We start from the raw sequence: 19,781 nt of genomic DNA, 5'->3' as shown, positions 1-19,781 counted from the left end.
GTTGAGGTTCCTTCAATCCCGTCATTCCCGAGAAAGCGGGAATGACGAAAAAGAGTGGGAAGCGGTCGTGGCCCTCTCCCATTCAAGGGAAGTGAGATAGAAAGAATGGTTCACGCAAAGACGCGAAAGCGCCAAGGATAAGCGCTTGCGGCGAAGCCGCTTTTGCTTTCGAGCCTGCGGCTTAAAGCGACACCTTCGCGCCTTCGCGTCTTTGCGTGAACCAGTCGTTCTTGCTTCTCAGCGTCCGCAGGAGCCGTAACCCGAAGTCAGTCCACTCGCCGCGTTTTACTCCCGACCCCGCCCAGGCCGAGCTTGTCGAAGCCCGCCCGCGACATCTCGCCATCGGAGTGTTTCCATCGCGGCCTGAACAGGCCCGAGACGCGGCCTATGCCGCCGCGCGCACGATGTGTTCGAATACCGCGACGTGCAGGGCCTCGGCGAACTCGCAGCCTACCGCGCCGTCACGCATCCAGCAGATGCGCGCGCTCAGCAGTTGCAGCCCCGGAATGCGGATGCGCAGCGGCACTTCCATGCGGGCATCGGACAATTGCGCGATCCGGAAACCGCCGGGCGACAAGTCCTCCAGCCGGGCCTGCTTCCAGGGCCGCGTGCCTTGCCGCACGTCGCACAGGATCGAGACGCCGACGCGCGCCGAGCGGGTGGTTCGGGCACCGTCGGTGACAGCGCCGGCAGGAGAATCGGACATGAGGGCTCCATCGGGGGGAGCCCCCTATGCGGCGCGAAAGGTTACCAGCGCGTTAGCATTATGTCGCAGGCGCTCAGCGGAACGCCTTGGCCAGTACCACCAGCGTCGGATCGCCCTCCAGCGGCTCGGCGTGGAAGCCCTTTTCGCGTTCGAGATCGATCGCCGCATGATTGTCGCGGCTCTCGATGGCGATCGCCCGGCGGCATCCGCGCGCCTGCGCCTGGCCGGCGATGAAATCGAGCATGGCCCAGCCGATCCCCTTGCCACGATGCGTGCCGCAGACCGAAATGGCGATCTCCGCGGTGTCGAGCGGACCGTCGCAGGCCAGCATGCCCGATGCGACGATCTGTCCGCTCGCGCGGTTGGTGCCGATCCAGGATTCGGTGCGGAAGTGATCGGCGTGGACGAGCGGTTCGATCTGCTCGGGACGTACAGCATCGGCGGCGGCGAGGAAACGGAAGCGGCGGTCCTCGTCGGTGACCCGTGCGAAGAAATCCATCAGCGCGGGCGCATCGGCCTCGGTCGCCTGGCGCACGTCGAGGTCGATGCCCGAACGGGTGGGGAGGGTGAGGGAGAAGGGGGCGGCGAGAATGGCCGGGAACGGCATGATCTGCGTCCTTGCGGAGAAAACGATGGCGAATCTCTACATCCATCCGCTGCGATGCACCTTGATCGAGATCACATCGCCCGCCATCTTGCCGGCAAACGGTGCCGGACCCGGGTTTCGACTCTAGGACCAATGTCCAAGGTCACGGACACCTGTCCATTGTGCTAACGCAGCATGCAAGGCCGGATACCCGGTGAGAGCGATTTGAGAGGAGAAACCGACATGGCCGAGGCCGTCTATCCCGTTCCCGCCGACTGGAGCAGGGACGCCCTGATCGACGATGCCCGCTATCAGGAGATGTACGCAGGGTCGGTCTCCGATCCCGAAACCTTCTGGCGCGAGGAAGCCCGGCGGGTCGACTGGATCAAGCCCTTCAGCGTGGTGAAGCAGACGAGCTTCCATGAGGAGGACTTCGGCATCTCGTGGTTCACCGATGGCACCCTGAACCTCTCGGCCAACTGCCTCGACCGCCATCTGGCGACGCGCGGCGACCAGGTCGCGATCCTGTGGGAGCCCGACAGCCCGGCCAATCCCGAGCGCCGCATCACCTACCGCGAACTGCACGAGCAGGTCTGCCGCTTCGCCAACCTGCTCAAGGCGCGCGGAGTCAGGAAGGGCGAGCGCGTCACCATCTACCTGCCGATGGTGCCCGAGGCCGCCGTCGCCATGCTGGCCTGCGCGCGGATCGGCGCGATCCACTCGATCGTCTTCGCCGGGTTCTCTCCCGATGCGCTCGCGAACCGCATCCAGGATTGCGACAGCCGGATCGTCCTGACCACCGACGAGGGCCTGCGCGGCGGTAAGAAGGTGCCGCTAAAGGCCAACGTGGACGAGGCGCTGAAGGACTGCCCGGGCGTCGATACGGTGATCGTGCTCGCCCATACCAAGGCCGGGGTGCCGATGGTCGAGGGCCGCGATGTCGACTGGGCCTCGGCCGTCGCCGACCAGAGCGCCGAATGCGCGCCCGAGGAAATGAACGCCGAGGACCCGCTGTTCATCCTCTACACCTCGGGTTCGACCGGCAAGCCCAAGGGCGTGCTGCATACGACCGGCGGCTATTCGGTCTGGGCCTCGATGACGCACGAGTACGTCTTCGATTACCGTCCGGGCCAGATCTACTGGTGCGCGGCCGACATCGGCTGGGTCACCGGCCATTCCTACGTCGTCTACGGCCCGCTGATGAACGGCGCGACCACGGTGATGTTCGAGGGCGTGCCCAACTTCCCCGATGCCAGCCGGTTCTGGCAGGTGGTGGACAAGTTCGGGGTCGAGATCTTCTACGGCGCCCCCACCGCCCTGCGCGCGCTGATGCGCGAGGGGGACGACTGGGTGAAGAAGACCAGCCGCCAGTCGCTGCGCCTGCTCGGCTCGGTGGGCGAGCCGATCAATCCCGAGGCCTGGGCCTGGTATCACGAAGTGGTGGGCGAGGGCCGTTGCCCGATCGTCGACACCTGGTGGCAGACCGAGACCGGCGGCGTGATGATCTCGCCGCTGCCCGGCGCCACCGCGCTCAAGCCCGGCTCGGCGACGCGGCCGATGTTCGGGGTGCAGCCGAAACTGCTCGACAACGACGGCAAGGAGATCGAGGGGCCGGGCGACGGCTGCCTCGTCATCACCGACAGCTGGCCCGGTCAGATGCGCACCGTCTGGGGCGATCACGAGCGTTTCTTCCAGACCTATTTCAGCACCTTCAAGGGCACCTACTTCACCGGCGACGGCTGCCGCCGCGACGAGGACGGCTACTACTGGATCACCGGCCGCATCGACGACGTCATCAATGTCTCGGGCCACCGCATGGGCACCGCCGAGATCGAGAGCGCGCTGGTCGCCCACGCCAAGGTGGCCGAGGCGGCGGTGGTCGGCATGCCCCACGCGATCAAGGGGCAGGGTATCTACGCCTTCGTCACCTGCAATGCCGAAGTCGAGCCGGACGAGGCGCTGCGCAAGGAACTGATCGCCTGGGTGCGCCACGAGATCGGCCCGATCGCTACCCCCGACGTGATCCAGTTCGCGCCCGGCCTGCCCAAGACCCGCTCGGGCAAGATCATGCGCCGTATCCTGCGCAAGATCGGCGAGAACGACGTCTCGAACCTGGGCGACACCTCGACGCTGGCCGACCCCTCGGTGGTCGATAACCTGCTCGCCAACCGACCACAGCCCGCGACGGCGTGACCGCGCGGGGTATTGCCCCTCAGAGACCGTTTGAGAATGCGCCTTTCGGCGCGTTGCGGCACCGGCTTTGAAATCGCTCTTCCGCGATTTCTCAAACGGTCTCTCAGATCTACGCAATCGTTACGTAATAGACACGAAGTTGACAGCACCCTGTTCATCGGTCTTTCTTTCATTTTCAGATCATCTTGAACACGCTCTTGCGGGAGAGTTGTCATGGATTACGAGAAAGTGGCAAGCCGTGCACAGGAACTCGGCGCCGGCACTCCCATCGAACTGCGGTGGGAGGGCTCGGGCGATTCGGTCCATGCTTTCACGATACTCAATCAATTGAGGGCAACCGTTTACACCGGCACGGAAACCCCGATAAAATATCGGGCGCACATAAATATCTACGAACCGTTCGAGAATGCGAACGCGCAGACGGCGTGGAAATATTTCGCGCAGATCCATCGAAGCCTGAAACTCCACGCCGACCCCCGCAGCGGCGAGGTATGTTGCGACGAGTTCTACAATGAGGAGGCGGACCAGCGCTGCCTGCTGCAGTATGGCATGGACGTTACCCGCGACCAGGGCAGTGTGCCGCAGGCAAAGGCCCATATCATGTTCGTGCGCAACATCATGCTGACGAGCAACTTCGGCGATAGCCTGGTCGAGGAGACCGGCCCCCTGCTCGACCTGCACAAGCAGGCGCTGAGGAAGCGGGCGGGCAGCCTGAGCGGCCGGGGGATCCTGCGGCTTGGCATGTCGGGAGCGCCTGGCCTCATCAAATCCAATGGCGAGAAGCGCCCCGGTGCGGGCCCCGCCACGATCGCCGAATCATTCCATGGCTTCAACGACCTGAAGGATGCCGGGGCGGAAAGCGGCCTGGCGCTGATCACGAACCGGCAGAACGCCAAACGCACGCCGCTGACGCTCAATGACGACTTCGAAAAGGGTGCGGTCATGCTCAACAGCGGCAAGGTCGAGCAAAAGCGCACGTTCTACCTGACGTTCCAGTCGTAACGGTGCGAGAAACGCTTGGCGGACAGGGTGGGATTCGAACCCACGGTGAGCTTGCACCCACGGCGGTTTTCAAGACCGCTGCCTTAAACCACTCGGCCACCTGTCCGCTGCTTTCATGCGCATAGCCCAAAGTCCCGCTCTTGCAAGGGGCTATGGGCGGTGAAGGGCATCGGACATGCGGCGACTGTCCACCGACACGCGCCGCGGCCCATTTGCAACCGGGGCGCTTTGTGCGAAGTTCCCAGGCGATGACATTTGCCTCCTTCATCCGATCGCTGCGCCTTCCCGTCTTCGCCATCACCCTTGCGCTTCCCGCCGCCCAGGCCTGTGCACAGCCGGAAAGCTTCCCCGCCTACCTCCAGACCGTGGCGTCGCACGCGCGGGCGCAGGGGGTGAGCGAGGGCGCCATCGCCAGCGTCCTGACCGGCCTTACGCCCAACGACCGGGTGATCGCGCTCGACACCTCGCAGCCCGGCAGTCGCGGTGCGCCGCCGCCGCTGGCGCCCTACATCGCGCAGCACGTCGGCGCCTCGATCATCGCGCGGGGCAAGGCGCGCTACGCCTCGCTCGCCTCAATCCTGCCGCAGATCGAGCGGCGCTACGGCGTGCCCGCACCGATGCTGTTCGCCATCTGGGGGCATGAGACCAACTACGGCAGCTATACCGGAGACTTCGACCTCGCCCGTTCGCTGGCGACGCTGGCCTGGGAAGGCCGGCGGCGCGCACTGTTCGAGGGAGAACTGATCGCGTTGATGAAGATGGTCGATCGCGGGGTGCCGCGCGCGCAGCTCAAGGGCAGCTGGGCCGGGGCCTTCGGCTATCCGCAGTTCCTGCCGAGCGTCTACCTGCGCATCGCCGTCGATGGCGATGGCGATGGCAAGGCGGACATCTTCAACAGCTCTGCCGACACCCTGGCGTCGATCGCCAACTATTTCCGTGACGCCGGCTGGCGCTCCGGCGAGCCATGGGGCGTTCCCGCGAACCTGCCCTCCGGCTTCAACGTCGGCGCCTATGCCACCAAGCTGTCCGCGCCGGCCTGCGCGGCGGTCCACGCCCGCCATTCACAGTGGAAGACGGTGGCGCAATGGCGCGCGCTGGGTGTCACGCCGCAGCGCGCGATCGGCGCGGACGTGCTCACCTCGCTGTTCCAGCCCGACGGTCCGGGAACGCCGGCTTATCTGTTAACCGGTAATTATCGGGTGATCCTCCAGTACAACTGCTCGAACTACTACGCGATGTCGGTGGGGTTGCTTGCAGATGAGATTTCCCGTTAACCTTTCCCGGCCGCTCGCGGCGCCCATCCTGCTGGCTCTGCTGGCTTCGGGGAGCGCCTTCGCCGTCGCCCGCGCACCTGCCATGGAGCCCGCGCCGCCGTCCGGCCCGGCGGCTGACTATCCCGTTGTGATCGGCGCGCCGTTCACCATCGACACCACCGTCTGGAGGCCGAGCGACCAGCTCAACTACGACGCCGTCGGCACCGCGATCGTCGGTGCGGGAGATGGCGTCACCGCCGCCCACAAGACCCTGCCGCTGCCCAGCTACGTCGAAGTCACCGCGCTCGACAGCGGCCGCACCATCCTGCTGCGGCTCGAACGGCGCGGGCCGATGGTCAACGACGCGCTGATCGAACTTTCGGACGATGCCGCCGCGCAGCTCGGCCTCGCGCCGGGCAGCCGCAGCCCGGTCCGCGTTCGCCGCGTCAATCCGCCCGAGCAGGAGCGCGCCCTGCTGCGCGCCGGCGGCCGCGTGCCCGAGCGCATGGCCACGCCTGACGGTCTGCTCAAGGTGCTGCGCCGCAAGCTGGCGGACCAGTCGCCGCTGCTGCCCCCGCCATCGACGCCGCCGGCAATGCCGGCCGGGCCGCCGATGACCAAGCCTGTGCCGGCCTCCACGCCGCAAGCGACGCCGCAGCCGAAGCCTGCCGCCAAGCCTCCGGTCGCGGCGCCAGCGAAGCCGGCGGAAAAGCCCGCGCCCAAGCCGGCGCCCCCGAAAGCCGAAGCGCCTGAAAAGGGATCGCTGGTCGTGCAGGTCGCCGCATTCTCGTCGGAGGCATCGGCGCGCAAGGTCGCGGCGCAGTTGGGCGGCAGCGTCTCGGCATCTGGCAAGTTCTGGCGTGTGCGCATGGGGCCTTACGCGAACCGTGCAAAAGCCGCGCCAGCGCTGGAGAAGGCCAGGGGCGCGGGTTATAGGGATGCGCGAATCCTCGGCGCGGATTGAGATCCACGGGTCTTTCCCCGCGCGAAAGCCAGACGCCGGCGGGCGCGCGGGAGAACTCGGGTCTTGAAGTCGATTGCCACTATTCTGAAGTTCGCCATCCCCGCAAGCGCGCTCGCGGCGACGGTGTCTGCCAGCGCGGCGCCCATCCGCATCCCGAGCCCGCCCCCGCAAGTCGCGCCGATCCCGGTCAGCCTGCTCGTCGATCTGGGCTCGGGGCAGGTGCTCGAACAGCGCCATCCCGACACGCCGTTCCTGCCCGCCTCGGTGACCAAGGTGATGACCGCCTTCGTCGCCTTCGAGGAGATCGGCGCCGGCCGGCTGAGCCTCGATCGCAAGTTCGTCGAGCTTCCCGAGACCGAGCACGAGTGGTTCGCCAAGGGCACCAACATGTACCTGACGACCAAGGACCGGCCAACCACGCGCGACCTGCTCCACGGCATCATGACCGCTTCGGCCAACGATGCCGCCGTGGTGCTTGGCGAAGGCTACGCCGGCAGCGTGCAGGGCTGGACGGCGAAGATGAACGACGCCGCACGGCGCCTGGGCATGACCCGCAGCCACTACCACACGCCGAACGGCTGGATGGACGGCGGCAACACGTACGTCACCGCCAGCGACCTGGTGCGCCTCGCCGACGCGATGATAACCCGCTACCCGGACCTCTATCGCGAATTCTCCGGCCACAAGCGCTGGCTCTGGCGTGACGTGCAGATGCGCAGCCATGACCCGACGGTGGGCGTCGTGCCCGGCGCCGACGGCATCAAGACCGGCTACACGCGTGAGGCGGGCTACAACTTCCTCGGCACCGCCGAGCGCGGCGGGCGCCGCCTCGTCATGGTGCTGGCCGGCTCTCCGTATCCCAAACTGCGTGACGACGCCGCCAAGGCACTGCTCGAATGGGGCTTTGCCGCCTGGGATACGCGCCACCTGTTCGACCAGGGCCAGACGATCGCGCAGGCCAAAGTGCAGGACGGCGACGCCCGCGCGCTGCCGCTGGTCGCCAATCGCGAGGTCCATGCGACGATCCCGCGTGGCAGCAGGCCCGGCATCACCCTTGCCGTCCATTATCGCGGACCGATCGCCGCGCCGGTGCGCAAGGGCGAGCAGGTCGGCGAACTGGAGATCCGCGTCGCCGGGCTCGCTCCGGGCCGGGTGCCGCTCTACGCCGGGCGCGACATCGGCAAGGCCGGCACGCTGGACAGGCTGCTGAACGGGCTTATCAACCTGTTCTCATGAAGCAGGGTCGATTCATCGCGCTCGAAGGCGGGGAAGGGGCGGGCAAGTCCACCCAGGCCCGCCTGCTGGCAGAGGCTCTGCGCGCGCGCGGGCTGGAGGTCGTCACCACCCGCGAGCCGGGCGGTACGCCGGGTGCCGAAGCAGTGCGTGCGCTGCTGCTCGACGGTGTCGAGGGCGACGGCGGCGAGGGCTGGAACCCGCGCGCCGAAGCGCTGCTGTTCGCCGCCGCGCGCTCCGACCATGTGCATCGGCTGATCCGCCCGGCACTGGCGCGCGGAGCCTGGGTGATCTGCGACCGCTATCTCGATTCGAGCCGGGCCTACCAGGGCGGCGGCGGCGGCTTGTCCGATGCCGACATCGCCACCCTGCACGGCATCGGCAGCGACGGGCTGCTGCCCGACCTGACCCTGCTGATCGAAGTCTCGCCGCAAGTCGCGATGGAGCGGCTCACCTTGCGCGATACCCACGGCAGCGACCGCATCGGCGGCCGCGATGCCGCCTATCACGCGCGGGTCGCGCAAGCGTTCTCCGCTTTCGCGGCCGCCGAGCCCGCGCGCTTCGCCCGCATCGACGGCAACGGCGATCCGCAGGCGACGCATGCCGGAGTGCTCGACGCACTCGCCGGACTGCCGGAATGACCGGCGGACACGATACCCCGGTCGTCGGCCAGTCCGCCGCCTGGCACGAATGGCTCGCCGCCATCGCCTCCGAACGCATGCACCACGCCTGGCTGCTCAGCGGGGCGAGGGGGCTGGGCAAACGCGCCTTCGCCCGTGCCGCCGCCGCCGAACTGGTCCGCCAGCCCGGCGCGCCGCTTCCCGAGGTCGACGGCCATCCCGACATCCTGATCCTCGACCACCTCCCCGCCAACGACGACGAGGCGAAGAAGAAGGCCGAGGGCAAGCCCTACCAGACCAAGCGCAACATCACCGTCGACCAGGTCCGCGGCATGATCCGCCGCCTCGTCACCAAGCCGACGCTGGGCGAGCGCCGGGCCATCGTAATCGACCCGGCCGACGACATGGAGAAGGGCGCCGTCAACGCGCTTCTCAAGGCGCTGGAGGAACCGCCGGCCGGCACGTACTTCCTGCTCGTCACGCACCAGCCCGGACGATTGCTGCCGACGATCCGCTCGCGCTGCCGGGTGCTGCGCTTCGCGGCGCTGGACGGCGAGGAACTCGACGCGGTGATCCGCCGCGAGGCGCCGCAGGCCGATGCTTCCGCGCGCACCGCAGCGATCGCGGCGGCGCAGGGCTCGCCCGGAATGGCGCTCGATATCGTCGAGCACGACCTCGGCGGCATCCACGCGCTGATGGTCCGGATCCTGGCGCAAGGCGATCCGGAATTCGCCCTGCGCGGCGCACTGGCCGACGAGATGGGCGGCCGCCCCGCCCGCGACCGGCAGCTTGCCGCGCTCGAACTGGCGCGGGCGGTGCTGGTCCAGGGCTTGCGCGACGCCCCGCGCCGCCGCCAGCTGGCGATCATCGACGCCTATGGCGCGCTGACCCGGCTGGCCACGCAGGCGCCGACGTACAATTTCGACGCCGGGCTCCTGATAATGGAAATTGGCGGGTTGCTGGCCTCCGCCGCGATGCCTAGAGAAGCGGCACGCTAGCGCGTTTTTCCGGGAAGCTGCGGCAACTTGAGAACGCACTTGAACATCGACGTGTAAACACCAGTCAGGAAAGCGCGACGCCGTATGGGCGAGCCCTATTACATCACCACCGCCATCAGCTACCCCAATGGGCGGCCCCATATCGGCCACGCTTACGAAGCGATCGCCGCCGACGTCATAGCGCGCTTCAAGAAGGCCGAGGGCTTCGACGTGCGGTTCCAGACCGGCACTGACGAGCACGGCCTCAAGATGGCCCAGAAGGCGCGCGACCTGGGGATCACGCCTGCCGCGCTGGCGGAAGAGATGTCCGGTTATTTCAAGGACATGTGCGACGCATTGAATGTCGGTTACGACGTCTTCATCCGCACCACCGAAGCACGCCATCATGCCGCCAGCCAGGAACTGTGGCGCCGCATGGAGGCCAATGGCGATCTCTATCTCGATCGCTACGAAGGCTGGTACTCGGTTCGAGACGAGGCCTACTACGACGAAAGCGAACTGCTGCAGGGCGAGGACGGCACCAAGCTGTCGCCGCAGAACACGCCGGTCGAATGGACTGTCGAGGAATCGTGGTTCTTCCGCCTCTCGAAGTACCAGGACAAGCTCCTCGAACTCTACGCGGCGGGTGATTTCATCCGCCCGGAGACGCGCCGCAACGAGATCCAGCGCTTCGTCGAGGGCGGGCTGCGCGATCTCTCGATCTCGCGCACCAGCTTCGACTGGGGCGTCAAGGTGCCGGGTTCGGACAACCACGTCATGTACGTGTGGGTCGATGCGCTGACCAACTACCTGACGGGCCTAGGCTTTCCGCAGGCAGAGAGCGATTTCGGCAAGTTCTGGCCCGCCGATGTCCACCTGATCGGCAAGGATATCGTGCGCTTCCACGCGGTCTACTGGCCCGCCTTCCTGATGAGCGCCGGACTCGCACTGCCCAGGCAGATCTTCGGCCACGGCTTCCTGCTCAATCGCGGGCAGAAGGAATCGAAGTCGCTGGGCAACGTCACCGACCCCATCGCCCTTGCCGAGACCTTCGGCGTCGACACCCTGCGCTACTTCTTCCTGCGCGAAGTCGCCTTCGGGCAGGACGGTTCGTGGTCGGCCGAGGCGATCGTGACGCGCGCCAATGCCGAACTGGCGAACAGCTTCGGCAATCTGGCGCAGCGCAGCTTGTCCATGATCTTCAAGAACATGGACGGCGAACTTAAGGGCGGACTCGAATATAGCGAGGCCGATGCCGCGTTGCATGCCGCCGTTGCCGAGGGCATCTCCGGCCTTCGCGCCGCGTTCGACGCGCTCGATTTCAGCGCCGGCCTGGAAGCCTGGATGCGCGCCGTCTTCGCCTGCAACCAGTACGTCGACGAACAGGCGCCCTGGGCCCTGCGCAAGAGCGACCCGGCCCGCATGGAAGCGGTGCTGATGACCCTGTTCCGGGTCGTGCGCGACCTCGCCATCGCGGTGCGTCCGGTCGTTCCCGCGGCGATCGACGCCTTGCTCGACCAGATGGGCCAGACGGCCGACGCGCGCGGCTATGCGGCGCTCGCCGATGCCGCGTGGTTCGAGACGCTGGCTGCGTCCGGCTTCAAGGTGGACAAGCCCCAGGGCGTGTTCCCGCGCCTCGAACTGCCCGAGGCGGCGACGGAAGGAGCCGCCGCCTGATGCTGATCGATTCCCACTGCCATCTCGAATACGAGGGTCTCGTCGAGGATCAGCAGGGCGTGCTGGCGCGCGCGCGGGAGGCCGGGATCAAGGGCTTCCTCAATATCTCGACGCGCCAGCGCGAGTGGGACCGCGTCGTCGCCACCGCCGCGCGCGAGCCGGATGTCTGGGCCTCGGTAGGCATCCACCCGCATGAGGCCGATCAGCATGCCGACCTCGGCGAAGCGGCGCTGCTCGAGGCGACGCGCCATCCGCGCGTGATCGGCATCGGCGAGACCGGGCTCGACTATTATTACGACAAGTCCGACCGCGCGGTGCAGCAGGCGCTGTTCCGCACCCACATCGCGGTCGCGCGCGAGACCGGCCTGCCGATCATCATCCACACCCGCGACGCCGAGGCCGACACCGCCGAAATCCTCGCGGACGAGATGGGGAAGGGGGCCTTCCCGGCGCTGATCCACTGCTTCACCGCAAGCGCCGAATTCGGCCGCAAGGTGCTCGATCTCGGCCTGACGATCAGCATTTCCGGCATCGTGACTTTCAAGAATGCCAAGGACTTACAGGAGGTCGTGAAGATCATTCCTGAAGACCGGCTGCTGGTCGAAACCGACTCGCCGTTCCTGGCACCGGTGCCGCATCGCGGTCGCAAGTGCGAGCCTGCCTTCACCGCCGACACCGCACGCTTCGTGGCGGGCTTGCGCGGCACCGGGGTCGAGCAGCTCGGCGAAGCGACCACGCGCAACTTCTTCGCGCTGTTCGGCAAGGCGCAGTACGCGTGAAGGTGACGATCCTCGGCAGCGGCACCTCGACCGGCGTGCCGCGCCTGGGCGGCGAGAATGGCGGGCCCGACTGGGGCCTGTGCGACCCGAACGAACCGCGCAACCGGCGTACCCGCGTCGCCATCCTGCTGGAGAGCGATGCCGGTTCGCGGATCCTGGTCGATACCCCCACGGACTTGCGCGCGCAGTTTCTGGCGAACAACATCCACCACATCGACGCAGTGTTCTGGACTCACGACCACGCCGACCATTGCCACGGAATCGATGACCTGCGGCCGCTGCGCTACGGCCGGGCCGGCCCGATCCCGGGCTATGCCGATGCCGAGACGGTCCGCCGCCTGCGCCAGCGCTTCGGCTATGTCTTCGCGGGGCAGCACGGCTACCCGACGCTGATCTCGCTCGAGAATCTGGATACGCTGCGGCTCTGCGAGGGGTTCAGGGTCGGCCATACCCAGATGCCGCATGGCGGCATGGACTCGACCGGATTTTTGTTCGATGCGGACGGAAAATCAGTGGCTTATGCTACGGACTTCAACCAGATTACGCGCGGCATGGTCGATCTGTTCTACGGCTGCGACGTCCTCGTCGTCGATTGCCTGCGCCGTGAGCCGCATCCGACTCATGCGCATCTGGCGATGTCGCTCGAACTGGCGGAAGTCTGCCGGGCGGGCACCACGGTGCTAACGCATCTCGACAAGAGCATGGACTATGCCACACTGAGCGCATCCGTGCCTGCGAACGTGCAGGTCGCTTACGATGGACTGGTCATAGCCGCGTGAAAGCCGATCGATGAACACCGCAGGCCTGATCGTCTCGATCATCTCGATCCTGGGCTGTCTCGTGCTCGCCGTCCGCAATCCCGAAATCCGGGGCCTCGGCGGCGGCGGAGCCTTGCGGCTGGCGGCAATCTGGGCGGCGATCATCATCGGCATGGTGGTGGTCATCCAGTGGTCCGGTTTCAGGATCGAGCCGTGATAGTCCGTCGAACAAGCCCATATTTTACATAATCTCTATTATCATTCCATTATGATGTAGGCGCAACTTAGAGATGTCACCGCCCGCAATTTAGAGACGTCACTAACCGGGACGGCTCGCGATCCTGGTGGCATGGTCTCCTGCCAGTCAGGAGATACGCTTATGACGGTGGTGGCTATGAGCCATGGCGAGCTTTCAAGATACGATACCCTGCGGCGCTTTGAGCGCGGCGAACTACGGATAGAAGACGCAGCCATGTTGCTGGGCGTCTCACGGCGGCAGATTTACCGCTTGCTTGGTCGGTTGCGAAGCGATGGTCCCGAAGCGCTGGTTTCCTGGAAGCGTGGCAGGCCCAGCAATCGCAGCTTCACTGCGGAATTTCGGACGCGCGTCGTCGATCTCGTCAGAGAGAACTATAGCGATTTCGGGCCGACGCTTGCGGCCGAGTATCTGGCTGAGCGACACAAGATAACCATCTCGCACGAGACATTGCGCAAATGGATGATCGCGGAAGGTTTTTGGAAGGACCGTGACGCGCGGCGCCCTCGTCCCTACCAGCCTCGCTATCGCCGGGATTGCCGGGGCGAGCTGATTCAGATCGACGGCTCGAAGCACTGGTGGTTCGAGGATCGCGGGCCGCAATGCACCCTGCTCGTCTATGGCGATGGCCAAGCTGTTGCAGGAGCAGTTGCCCGCGCGGAAACGCAACAACAACGAGCCGTGCCGCAGTTCTCAGGGACCACACATATTTCCTGCCCCGCCGCCATCAGCTGACGCAGAGCCGGCCAAGCGCCGCCGTGGTCGACCACCTCTCGCTCGCCGCAATCCAACGGTGGCTTACATGAACGAGCGGACGGGATAGGCAAGCCCGCGCCAAAAGCGGCCTGTCGGCGCACGCCCCATTGCGGACGTTCGACAACCTGTTTCCGATGGCAGCCATGGACCGATAGCGGAATGGCGGCATTAGACGATAAAAGTAATAAAATTGACTTGGCGTTTCCACCGCTTGTAGAAATTTCAGATGCTGGAAACGGATCGATAGCCACTAGAGTAAAGCCCCTTCAACGTCCGTCACTAATTAAATTAAACCCGCCGAGATCGGCCCGACCACGATCAACCAAAAATTCGATTAGCCCTTCGATGGCCTTCGATTGTGGATACAGCACGTCGGCCGGCTCACCAGCGAACTGATTAGTCGCGCCTTTAAACTCGACGTCATATTCATATAGCCGGCTAGCAATGTCGAGCGGTAGGAGCATTCGAGCAATGGAGATCACCTCCTCAACTGCGGTAGAGGCTTTTTTATATCGCTCCTTGTCCCAGCCACCTTTAGAATTTCCTTCATAATGATCGATCTCCTGATCGATTACTTTTCGCATGGCTGCTAGTGGTCAAGGTCTGACAGAAGAGTCCTGAAGTGGATTCCCGAAGCTTGCCGGTTGTGCGATGAGGGTGGATGCGCAGCGGTATCTCAATCAGCCTTTCCCCATGCGACCGAGACCGGCTCGATCGGATCATCAAGGACCGCAACTCGGCGCAGAAGCATTCATGGCGCGCCGAGATCGTGGTCCTGACGAGCGAGGGTGTCGGCACCAACGAGATCATGCGGCGAACTGGGACTTCGAAGACCTGCGTATGGCGATGGCAAGAGCGCTTCATGCAAGAAGGAGTCGAAGGACTGCTTCGCGACAAGACCCGTCCGTCGCGGATCCCGCCCTTGGCTCCCGAGGTGACCGACCGGGTCGTTGCTCGGACGCTCGAAGATCCGCCCGGCGAGACCACCCATTGGACGGCGCTGATGATGGCGAGCGAGGTTGGGATCAGCGTCAGTTCGGTGCAGCGGATCTGGCGATCTCATGGCCTGCAACCCCACCGCGTTCGCCAATTCAAGCTATCGAATGATCCGAAGTTTGTCGAAAAGCTTCGCGATGTCGTCGGGCTATATGTCTCGCCGCCCGCGCACGCGATCGTGCTGTCATTCGACGAAAAAAGCCAAATCCAAGCGCTCGATCGCTCGCAGCCTGGCCTCCCGCTCAAGAAGGGACGGGCCGGAACCATGACCCACGATTACAAGCGCAATGGCACAACCACGCTCTTTGCTGCGCTCAACGTGCTCGATGGCACCGTAATCGGCCGCAACATGCAGCGGCACCGTCATCAGGAATTCATCCGTTTTCTGAACCTGATCGAAGCACAGGTGCCCGCAGGAAAGGCGATCCACGTCATCCTCGATAACTACGCTGCCCACAAGCATCCCAAAGTGCGCGAGTGGCTCGGCCGCCACCCGCGCTTTACCTTCCACTTTACGCCAACCTCATGCTCATGGCTGAATGCCGTTGAGGGCTTCTTCGCCAAGCTGACCAACCGCCGTCTCAAACGCGGCGTCTTCCACTCGCTCATCGACCTCCAGGCGGCCATCAACCGCTTCCTTGCCGAGCACAATGAAAGCCCAAAGCCATTCGTCTGGACCGCAGACCCAGATAAGATCATCGCCGCCATCAGGCGCGGGCATCAAGTGTTAGATTCCTCCCACTAGGCCCGCCACTGTCTCCGTGTAGGCCGACAATCTGCGCTCCCACACCTTCTCTGTCTGATAACGTTTCAGTGCCCACGTCACAGCCAGTCTTGCGACAGCAATCGCGCCGCCGAGTTGCAGGGACAGTTTTACTACTTCGAAAAAATAATAGCCCAAACTGGCATTTCAGACATCTTAGTTAGGCCTCCGACTCTTTATATAATATTAGATGCTTCGCTTCCCCTATCCGTACCTCATGCCGATTGCCAGATAGCGCTCTTTGGTGCTATTTTCGGCGTATGGCGGGCAAGCAATATAAAAATAAGGATTGCGCATACTGCGGCGGTGTTGGGATTTCCAAAACAGCCGATCATGTCATTGCGAGGTCATTTTTTTTTGAAAGTGACCGCGGCAATCTTCCTCAAGTACCTGCTTGTATGAAATGCAACAACATCAAATCCGAGTTGGAGCATTATGCCTCTGCCGCTTTGATGGCCGGGTCGAACCATATTGAAGCAGATCGTTATCGGCAAGAAATGGTCCGTCCGCGCATAGGCAGGAACCTGAAGCTACAGCGTGAGATTGGCCTAGTAGGCAACGAGGCTAGATGGCTGAATGTCAATGGTATCATTCAGCCAATGCACGAACTAAAGCTAAATCCCCACAAGCTGCAAGAATTGGTACGATACGTTGTCCTTGGTCTCTACTACTTTCATCTTGGCAAGCCGTTAGGCGGCCAGTTCTATCCTGACGTGAAGATGCAGCATCCCGACGAAGAACCGAAAATATGGGCTAGCGTTGCAGAGTGGTTCCCGGATGGCTGTCCTAAGTTCGGTAGCAATCTAGGCCGTGGCAGCTTCATATATGAAGGTGCACAAAGCCCCGCGAGCGAGGGATTTTCTGTTTGGCGCATGTCATGGCACGGCGTCCGCCTGCACGGCAACAACACGCCACCTCAGGGAGTAGGCGTCTGGTGGGCATTTACGCGCCCTACCGAGGAAGCCGTTAAGGCAGCAGAGGGACACGAATCCGCTTAGGCCGCCGCATCCAAACGAATGACCGCTTACCACCCTTCTCGCCATACACGCGAACAAACGTGAAGCGCGAAAGCGGCCATTGAGGGGGCCCACTGCGGGGCAGCGGGTCCGGGTGCATCAACGCTCGACCTGCGCACCAGCAGGGTCAGCGCTGCGCAAGATCGCAGGGCTACGCGCTGCCCCTGCTGCATCTGAGGGTGACATCTCTATCTGGCGGAAATAGTGTCTTCTCTAAATAGCAGGAACATATGACCCAGAACCCAAACCAGCAAATCGACCGCCTCCTGTCCATCATGGCCCGCCTTCGCGATCCCGTGGATGGCTGCGAATGGGACCGTGAACAGACTTTCGCGACCATCGCGCCGTATACGATCGAGGAAGCGTACGAAGTCGCCGAAGCGATCACGCAGCATGACCTTCCGGCCTTGCGCGAGGAACTCGGCGACTTGCTGCTTCAGGTCGTGTTCCATGCCCGGATGGCGCAGGAACTCGGCCATTTCGCCTTCGAGGATGTCGCCGCCGCGATCTCCGACAAGCTAGAGGCGCGCCATCCGCACATCTTCGGTGACGATGCCTCGGGCGATGCCCAGACCGAGCGCTGGGAAGCGCTGAAGGCCCGGGAACGCGCCGCCAAGGGCGCGACGAGCGCCATCGATGGCGTCGCCCTTTCGCTGCCCGCGCTGATGCGAGCGGAAAAGCTGCAGAAGCGCGCCGCGCGCGTCGGCTTCGACTGGCCCGATCCGAGCGGGGCCGCCGCCAAGGTCCACGAGGAAATGGCCGAACTCGACGAGGCCGCGCCTGCCGACAAGCTGGAGGAAGCTGGCGACCTGCTGTTCGCGGCCGTCAACCTCGTCCGGCTGAACGGCATTGCCGCCGAAGACGCCCTGCGCGCGGCCAATGCAAAGTTCGAACGCCGCTTCCGGGCGATGGAAGTGCACGCGGCCGGTGACGGGCAGGATTTCGCCAGCTTGTCGCTGGAGGAACAGGAAGCGTACTGGCAAACGGTGAAGCGCTTGGAAAAGTAAGGCGCGGACTTTCCGTGCCGCTCTGGGTTGCTTCTCTTCGCTGCGCTCAAAGCGCCATGAAGCGTCCGAATTCCCGCTCCGACAAGCGAACCTCCAGGCGCATCTGCGGCCCCTGCTCGCCCTCGCCCGCCGCCTCTTCCGAGACGACTTCGCCGCGGGCGTGAAGGAACGCGAAGCGCTGCCCGTCGGCGACCGGCAACACGAAGCTGTAGACCCTGGAGTCCAGCGTCAGATTCCGACTCGCGGCTTCCAGCAGGGCCTCGCAACCCTCGCCGGTCAGCGCCGAGACCGGCACGATGACCTCACCGTCACGGTGCGCGGCGACTTCATGGAGCGCCCCTGCCTGGTCGGGGCCGAGCAGATCCCACTTGTTCCAGACCTCGATGATCGGAACCTGCGGCTCGGGTTCGTCGCGCGGCTCGTCGTCCGACCAGTCGAGCGCCGGGGTCTGGCGCACCTTGCGGTCATCGACCGGGGGCTGGATCACACCGAGGTCGGCGAGAACGGCGAGCACCTGGCGCTTCTGCGCCTCGGTGTCGGGGTTGGCGATGTCGCGGACGTGGAGGATGACATCGGCGGCGGTGACTTCTTCCAGCGTGGCGCGGAAGGCGGCGATCAGTTCGGTCGGCAGGTCGGAAATGAAGCCCACCGTGTCCGACAGGATCGCCTTTTCCAGCCCCGGCAGGCGGATCGCGCGCATCGTCGGGTCGAGCGTGGCGAACAGCAGGTTCTCGGCCATGACGCCGGCGCCGGTCAGGCGGTTGAACAGCGTCGACTTGCCCGCATTGGTATAGCCCACCAAGGCGATGATCGGCCAGGGCGCCTTCTCGCGCCGGTCGCGGTGAAGGCCCCGGGTGCGGCGCACCTGTTCCAGTTCGCGGCGGATCCTGGCCATGCGATCGCGGATCATGCGGCGGTCGGCCTCGATCTGCGTCTCGCCGGGACCGCCCAGGAAGCCGAAGCCGCCGCGCTGGCGTTCGAGGTGAGTCCAACTGCGTACGAGGCGGCCGGCCTGGTAGTCGAGGTGCGCCAGTTCCACCTGCAGGCGGCCTTCGGCGGTCGCCGCGCGTTCGCCGAAGATCTCGAGGATCAGGCCGGTGCGGTCGATGACCTTGCGCTTGAGTTTTTCCTCGAGGTTGCGCTGCTGGATCGCCGTCAGCGAGCCGTCGACGATGACCAGTTCGGCCTCCTCGAGCGTGCAGGCGGTGGCGATGTTCTGGATCTGGCCTTCGCCAAACAGCGTGCCCGGACGCGCCTCGCGGATGACGATGGCCATCGCCTCGACCACTTCGAGGCCGATCGCGAGCGCCAGCCCCCGCGCCTCTTCGAGGCGTGCTTCCACATCGAGATCATGAGCGCGGCCCTTGATGGCGCGCATCTGCGGATAGACGACGAGGGCACGCGCACCGCGCGTGACCTCGTCCTTCAGTTCATCGTTCAAGTCGGTTCAGCTTCTCTCAGTCGTCGGCTTCTTCATGCGCCTGAAGATCGACCGGAGTCACGGGCTGAATCGTCGAAACCGCATGCTTGTAGGCCAACTGGACGTAGCCTTCACGCTCGAGCAGCATGCAGAACAGATCATAGGCGGCGACGCGGCCCTGGAGCATGACGCCGTTGATGAGGAACATCGTCACCTGCACGCCGGCATTGCGGATGCTGGACAGGAACACGTCCTGCAGCACGCGCTGCTTCTTCGCGTTCTCCGGCGCGCCGCCGAACTGGCGGGCATCGACCGGGGTGGACGGCATGATCGTCGAAATCGCGTGCTTGTAGACGAGCTGCGACTGGCCATCGCGGCGCAGCAGGATCGAGAAGTTGTCGAACCAGGTGACGATACCCTGCAGCTTGACGCCCTTGACCAGGAACATGGTCACCGGGGTCTTGTTCTTGCGCAGCAGGTTGAGGAACTGGTCCTGCAGGTTCTGCCCGCCCTTCCCGCTTGGCGCGGGAACGGGTGCCGAAGGAGGCGCGGCGGCAGCCGGCGCGGCATCTTCGACTTCCGGCTCAGGCGCCGGTTTGGGCCGCGCGGAAAGCGTACGACCAGCCATATATAAGCTCCTTCTTTTTGGCGGCCGCGCATGCGGTCCGCGATCTGGTCCTGCGGGGGGTGCAGGCCGTTCTCGAATCGGAAACTACCCATTTGCTGCAATGCAGTAAACGGGGTTTTTGTAGCACAAATGTTACACCCTTATCGGACCGTCCGATCAACCGGCGCGACGAAGTGCTGTAGGCAAGGGTG

20 protein-coding genes and 1 tRNA gene are annotated in these 19,781 nt (G+C 64.7%); 15 read left to right on the top strand and 6 right to left on the bottom strand.

Translation table 11 applies throughout. From position 1 onward, the window contains the following. Window positions 1–385: 385 nt before the first annotated feature. Both V2S85_RS01315 and V2S85_RS01310 read right to left on the bottom strand, forming a co-directional pair. Window positions 386–706 carry a PilZ domain-containing protein gene (locus tag V2S85_RS01315; protein WP_330701069.1) on the bottom strand — a complete coding sequence of 107 codons (321 nt, stop codon included), beginning with the start codon at window positions 704–706 and terminating at the stop codon, window positions 386–388. 73 nt (window positions 707–779) lie between these two features. Further along, window positions 780–1,313 (bottom strand): GNAT family N-acetyltransferase, encoded by a 534-nt coding sequence (locus V2S85_RS01310; protein WP_330701068.1) that lies wholly within the window; start codon window positions 1,311–1,313, stop codon window positions 780–782. A gap of 222 nt (window positions 1,314–1,535) precedes the next feature. Between V2S85_RS01310 and acs the strand changes: the two genes are divergently transcribed. Both acs and V2S85_RS01300 read left to right on the top strand, forming a co-directional pair. Continuing rightward, complete coding sequence (gene acs / locus V2S85_RS01305) at window positions 1,536–3,485, top strand: acetate--CoA ligase (protein ID WP_330701067.1); 1,950 nt, start codon at window positions 1,536–1,538, stop codon at window positions 3,483–3,485. Window positions 3,486–3,698: 213 nt separating this feature from the next. Beyond that, a complete protein-coding gene (locus V2S85_RS01300) occupies window positions 3,699–4,487 on the top strand; it encodes a hypothetical protein (RefSeq protein WP_330701066.1) in 789 nt (262 codons plus the stop codon). Window positions 4,488–4,503: 16 nt separating this feature from the next. Here the strand turns inward: V2S85_RS01300 and V2S85_RS01295 are convergent. Beyond that, window positions 4,504–4,593, bottom strand: a tRNA-Ser gene (locus tag V2S85_RS01295). Window positions 4,594–4,735: 142 nt separating this feature from the next. Between V2S85_RS01295 and V2S85_RS01290 the strand changes: the two genes are divergently transcribed. The 10 genes from V2S85_RS01290 to V2S85_RS01245 all read left to right on the top strand — a co-directional run bounded on the left by V2S85_RS01290 (window position 4,736) and on the right by V2S85_RS01245 (window position 13,739). Further along, window positions 4,736–5,761, top strand: coding sequence for a lytic murein transglycosylase (locus V2S85_RS01290; protein WP_330701065.1), 1,026 nt, complete (start codon window positions 4,736–4,738; stop codon window positions 5,759–5,761). Further along, complete coding sequence (locus tag V2S85_RS01285; protein WP_330701064.1) at window positions 5,745–6,704, top strand: SPOR domain-containing protein; 960 nt, start codon at window positions 5,745–5,747, stop codon at window positions 6,702–6,704. Before V2S85_RS01290 ends, V2S85_RS01285 begins: the two co-directional genes overlap by 17 nt. Before the next feature lie 72 nt (window positions 6,705–6,776). Continuing rightward, complete coding sequence (locus V2S85_RS01280) at window positions 6,777–7,940, top strand: D-alanyl-D-alanine carboxypeptidase family protein (protein WP_419198157.1); 1,164 nt, start codon at window positions 6,777–6,779, stop codon at window positions 7,938–7,940. After that, window positions 7,937–8,578, top strand: coding sequence for a dTMP kinase (tmk, locus tag V2S85_RS01275; protein ID WP_330701062.1), 642 nt, complete (start codon window positions 7,937–7,939; stop codon window positions 8,576–8,578). The genes V2S85_RS01280 and tmk overlap by 4 nt, the downstream gene beginning before the upstream one ends. After that, on the top strand, window positions 8,575–9,555 hold the full coding sequence (locus tag V2S85_RS01270) for an AAA family ATPase (protein WP_330701061.1): 981 nt from the start codon (window positions 8,575–8,577) through the stop codon (window positions 9,553–9,555). The genes tmk and V2S85_RS01270 overlap by 4 nt, the downstream gene beginning before the upstream one ends. Before the next feature lie 84 nt (window positions 9,556–9,639). Further along, window positions 9,640–11,211 carry a methionine--tRNA ligase gene (gene metG, locus V2S85_RS01265; protein WP_330701060.1) on the top strand — a complete coding sequence of 524 codons (1,572 nt, stop codon included), beginning with the start codon at window positions 9,640–9,642 and terminating at the stop codon, window positions 11,209–11,211. After that, a complete protein-coding gene (locus tag V2S85_RS01260) occupies window positions 11,211–11,990 on the top strand; it encodes a TatD family hydrolase (RefSeq protein WP_330701059.1) in 780 nt (259 codons plus the stop codon). The genes metG and V2S85_RS01260 overlap by 1 nt, the downstream gene beginning before the upstream one ends. Continuing rightward, window positions 11,987–12,769: an MBL fold metallo-hydrolase gene (locus V2S85_RS01255; RefSeq protein WP_330701058.1), complete on the top strand. Its 783-nt coding sequence runs from the start codon at window positions 11,987–11,989 to the stop codon at window positions 12,767–12,769. The genes V2S85_RS01260 and V2S85_RS01255 overlap by 4 nt, the downstream gene beginning before the upstream one ends. Before the next feature lie 10 nt (window positions 12,770–12,779). Further along, a complete protein-coding gene (locus V2S85_RS01250) occupies window positions 12,780–12,965 on the top strand; it encodes a hypothetical protein (protein ID WP_330701057.1) in 186 nt (61 codons plus the stop codon). Window positions 12,966–13,127: 162 nt separating this feature from the next. Beyond that, complete coding sequence (locus V2S85_RS01245) at window positions 13,128–13,739, top strand: helix-turn-helix domain-containing protein (protein ID WP_419198151.1); 612 nt, start codon at window positions 13,128–13,130, stop codon at window positions 13,737–13,739. A 287-nt stretch (window positions 13,740–14,026) separates the two neighbouring features. On the opposite strand, the gene V2S85_RS01240 is transcribed toward V2S85_RS01245, so the two are convergent. After that, window positions 14,027–14,344, bottom strand: coding sequence for a hypothetical protein (locus V2S85_RS01240; RefSeq protein ID WP_330701056.1), 318 nt, complete (start codon window positions 14,342–14,344; stop codon window positions 14,027–14,029). A gap of 77 nt (window positions 14,345–14,421) precedes the next feature. Here V2S85_RS01240 and V2S85_RS01235 point away from each other — a divergent pair, with 77 nt between their 5' ends. From V2S85_RS01235 to mazG, 3 genes are all read left to right on the top strand, one after another. Continuing rightward, a complete protein-coding gene (locus tag V2S85_RS01235; RefSeq protein WP_330701055.1) occupies window positions 14,422–15,501 on the top strand; it encodes an IS630 family transposase in 1,080 nt (359 codons plus the stop codon). 278 nt (window positions 15,502–15,779) lie between these two features. Further along, the gene (locus V2S85_RS01230; protein ID WP_330701054.1) at window positions 15,780–16,517 is read left to right on the top strand and encodes an HNH endonuclease; all 738 of its coding nucleotides are present in this window, start codon (window positions 15,780–15,782) and stop codon (window positions 16,515–16,517) included. A gap of 248 nt (window positions 16,518–16,765) precedes the next feature. Further along, window positions 16,766–17,542: a nucleoside triphosphate pyrophosphohydrolase gene (mazG, locus tag V2S85_RS01225; RefSeq protein WP_330701053.1), complete on the top strand. Its 777-nt coding sequence runs from the start codon at window positions 16,766–16,768 to the stop codon at window positions 17,540–17,542. A gap of 46 nt (window positions 17,543–17,588) precedes the next feature. Here mazG and hflX read toward each other — a convergent pair whose 3' ends face one another. Together hflX and hfq are read right to left on the bottom strand one after the other, a co-directional pair. Continuing rightward, complete coding sequence (gene hflX / locus V2S85_RS01220) at window positions 17,589–18,983, bottom strand: GTPase HflX (RefSeq protein ID WP_330701052.1); 1,395 nt, start codon at window positions 18,981–18,983, stop codon at window positions 17,589–17,591. Between the two features lie 16 nt (window positions 18,984–18,999). After that, window positions 19,000–19,590, bottom strand: a complete 591-nt coding sequence (gene hfq / locus V2S85_RS01215; RefSeq protein WP_330701051.1) for an RNA chaperone Hfq — start codon at window positions 19,588–19,590, stop codon at window positions 19,000–19,002. Window positions 19,591–19,781: the final 191 nt, after the last annotated feature.

Source organism: Novosphingobium resinovorum (assembly GCF_036352595.1).
In the GTDB taxonomy this organism is placed as follows: domain Bacteria; phylum Pseudomonadota; class Alphaproteobacteria; order Sphingomonadales; family Sphingomonadaceae; genus Novosphingobium; species Novosphingobium resinovorum_B.
This window is presented reverse-complemented; position numbering and strand designations above follow the sequence as displayed.

Bases quoted from the DNA above. Each gene is read 5' to 3' on its own strand.
- V2S85_RS01315 (WP_330701069.1), bottom strand. From the start codon at position 706: ATGTCCGATTCTCCTGCCGGCGCTGTCACCGACGGTGCCCGAACCACC.
- V2S85_RS01310 (WP_330701068.1), bottom strand. From the start codon at position 1,313: ATGCCGTTCCCGGCCATTCTCGCCGCCCCCTTCTCCCTCACCCTCCCC.
- acs (WP_330701067.1), top strand. From the start codon at position 1,536: ATGGCCGAGGCCGTCTATCCCGTTCCCGCCGACTGGAGCAGGGACGCC.
- V2S85_RS01300 (WP_330701066.1), top strand. From the start codon at position 3,699: ATGGATTACGAGAAAGTGGCAAGCCGTGCACAGGAACTCGGCGCCGGC.
- V2S85_RS01290 (WP_330701065.1), top strand. From the start codon at position 4,736: ATGACATTTGCCTCCTTCATCCGATCGCTGCGCCTTCCCGTCTTCGCC.
- V2S85_RS01285 (WP_330701064.1), top strand. From the start codon at position 5,745: ATGAGATTTCCCGTTAACCTTTCCCGGCCGCTCGCGGCGCCCATCCTG.
- tmk (WP_330701062.1), top strand. From the start codon at position 7,937: ATGAAGCAGGGTCGATTCATCGCGCTCGAAGGCGGGGAAGGGGCGGGC.
- V2S85_RS01270 (WP_330701061.1), top strand. From the start codon at position 8,575: ATGACCGGCGGACACGATACCCCGGTCGTCGGCCAGTCCGCCGCCTGG.
- metG (WP_330701060.1), top strand. From the start codon at position 9,640: ATGGGCGAGCCCTATTACATCACCACCGCCATCAGCTACCCCAATGGG.
- V2S85_RS01260 (WP_330701059.1), top strand. From the start codon at position 11,211: ATGCTGATCGATTCCCACTGCCATCTCGAATACGAGGGTCTCGTCGAG.
- V2S85_RS01250 (WP_330701057.1), top strand. From the start codon at position 12,780: ATGAACACCGCAGGCCTGATCGTCTCGATCATCTCGATCCTGGGCTGT.
- V2S85_RS01245 (WP_419198151.1), top strand. From the start codon at position 13,128: ATGACGGTGGTGGCTATGAGCCATGGCGAGCTTTCAAGATACGATACC.
- V2S85_RS01240 (WP_330701056.1), bottom strand. From the start codon at position 14,344: ATGCGAAAAGTAATCGATCAGGAGATCGATCATTATGAAGGAAATTCT.
- V2S85_RS01235 (WP_330701055.1), top strand. From the start codon at position 14,422: ATGCGCAGCGGTATCTCAATCAGCCTTTCCCCATGCGACCGAGACCGG.
- V2S85_RS01230 (WP_330701054.1), top strand. From the start codon at position 15,780: ATGGCGGGCAAGCAATATAAAAATAAGGATTGCGCATACTGCGGCGGT.
- mazG (WP_330701053.1), top strand. From the start codon at position 16,766: ATGACCCAGAACCCAAACCAGCAAATCGACCGCCTCCTGTCCATCATG.
- hfq (WP_330701051.1), bottom strand. From the start codon at position 19,590: ATGGCTGGTCGTACGCTTTCCGCGCGGCCCAAACCGGCGCCTGAGCCG.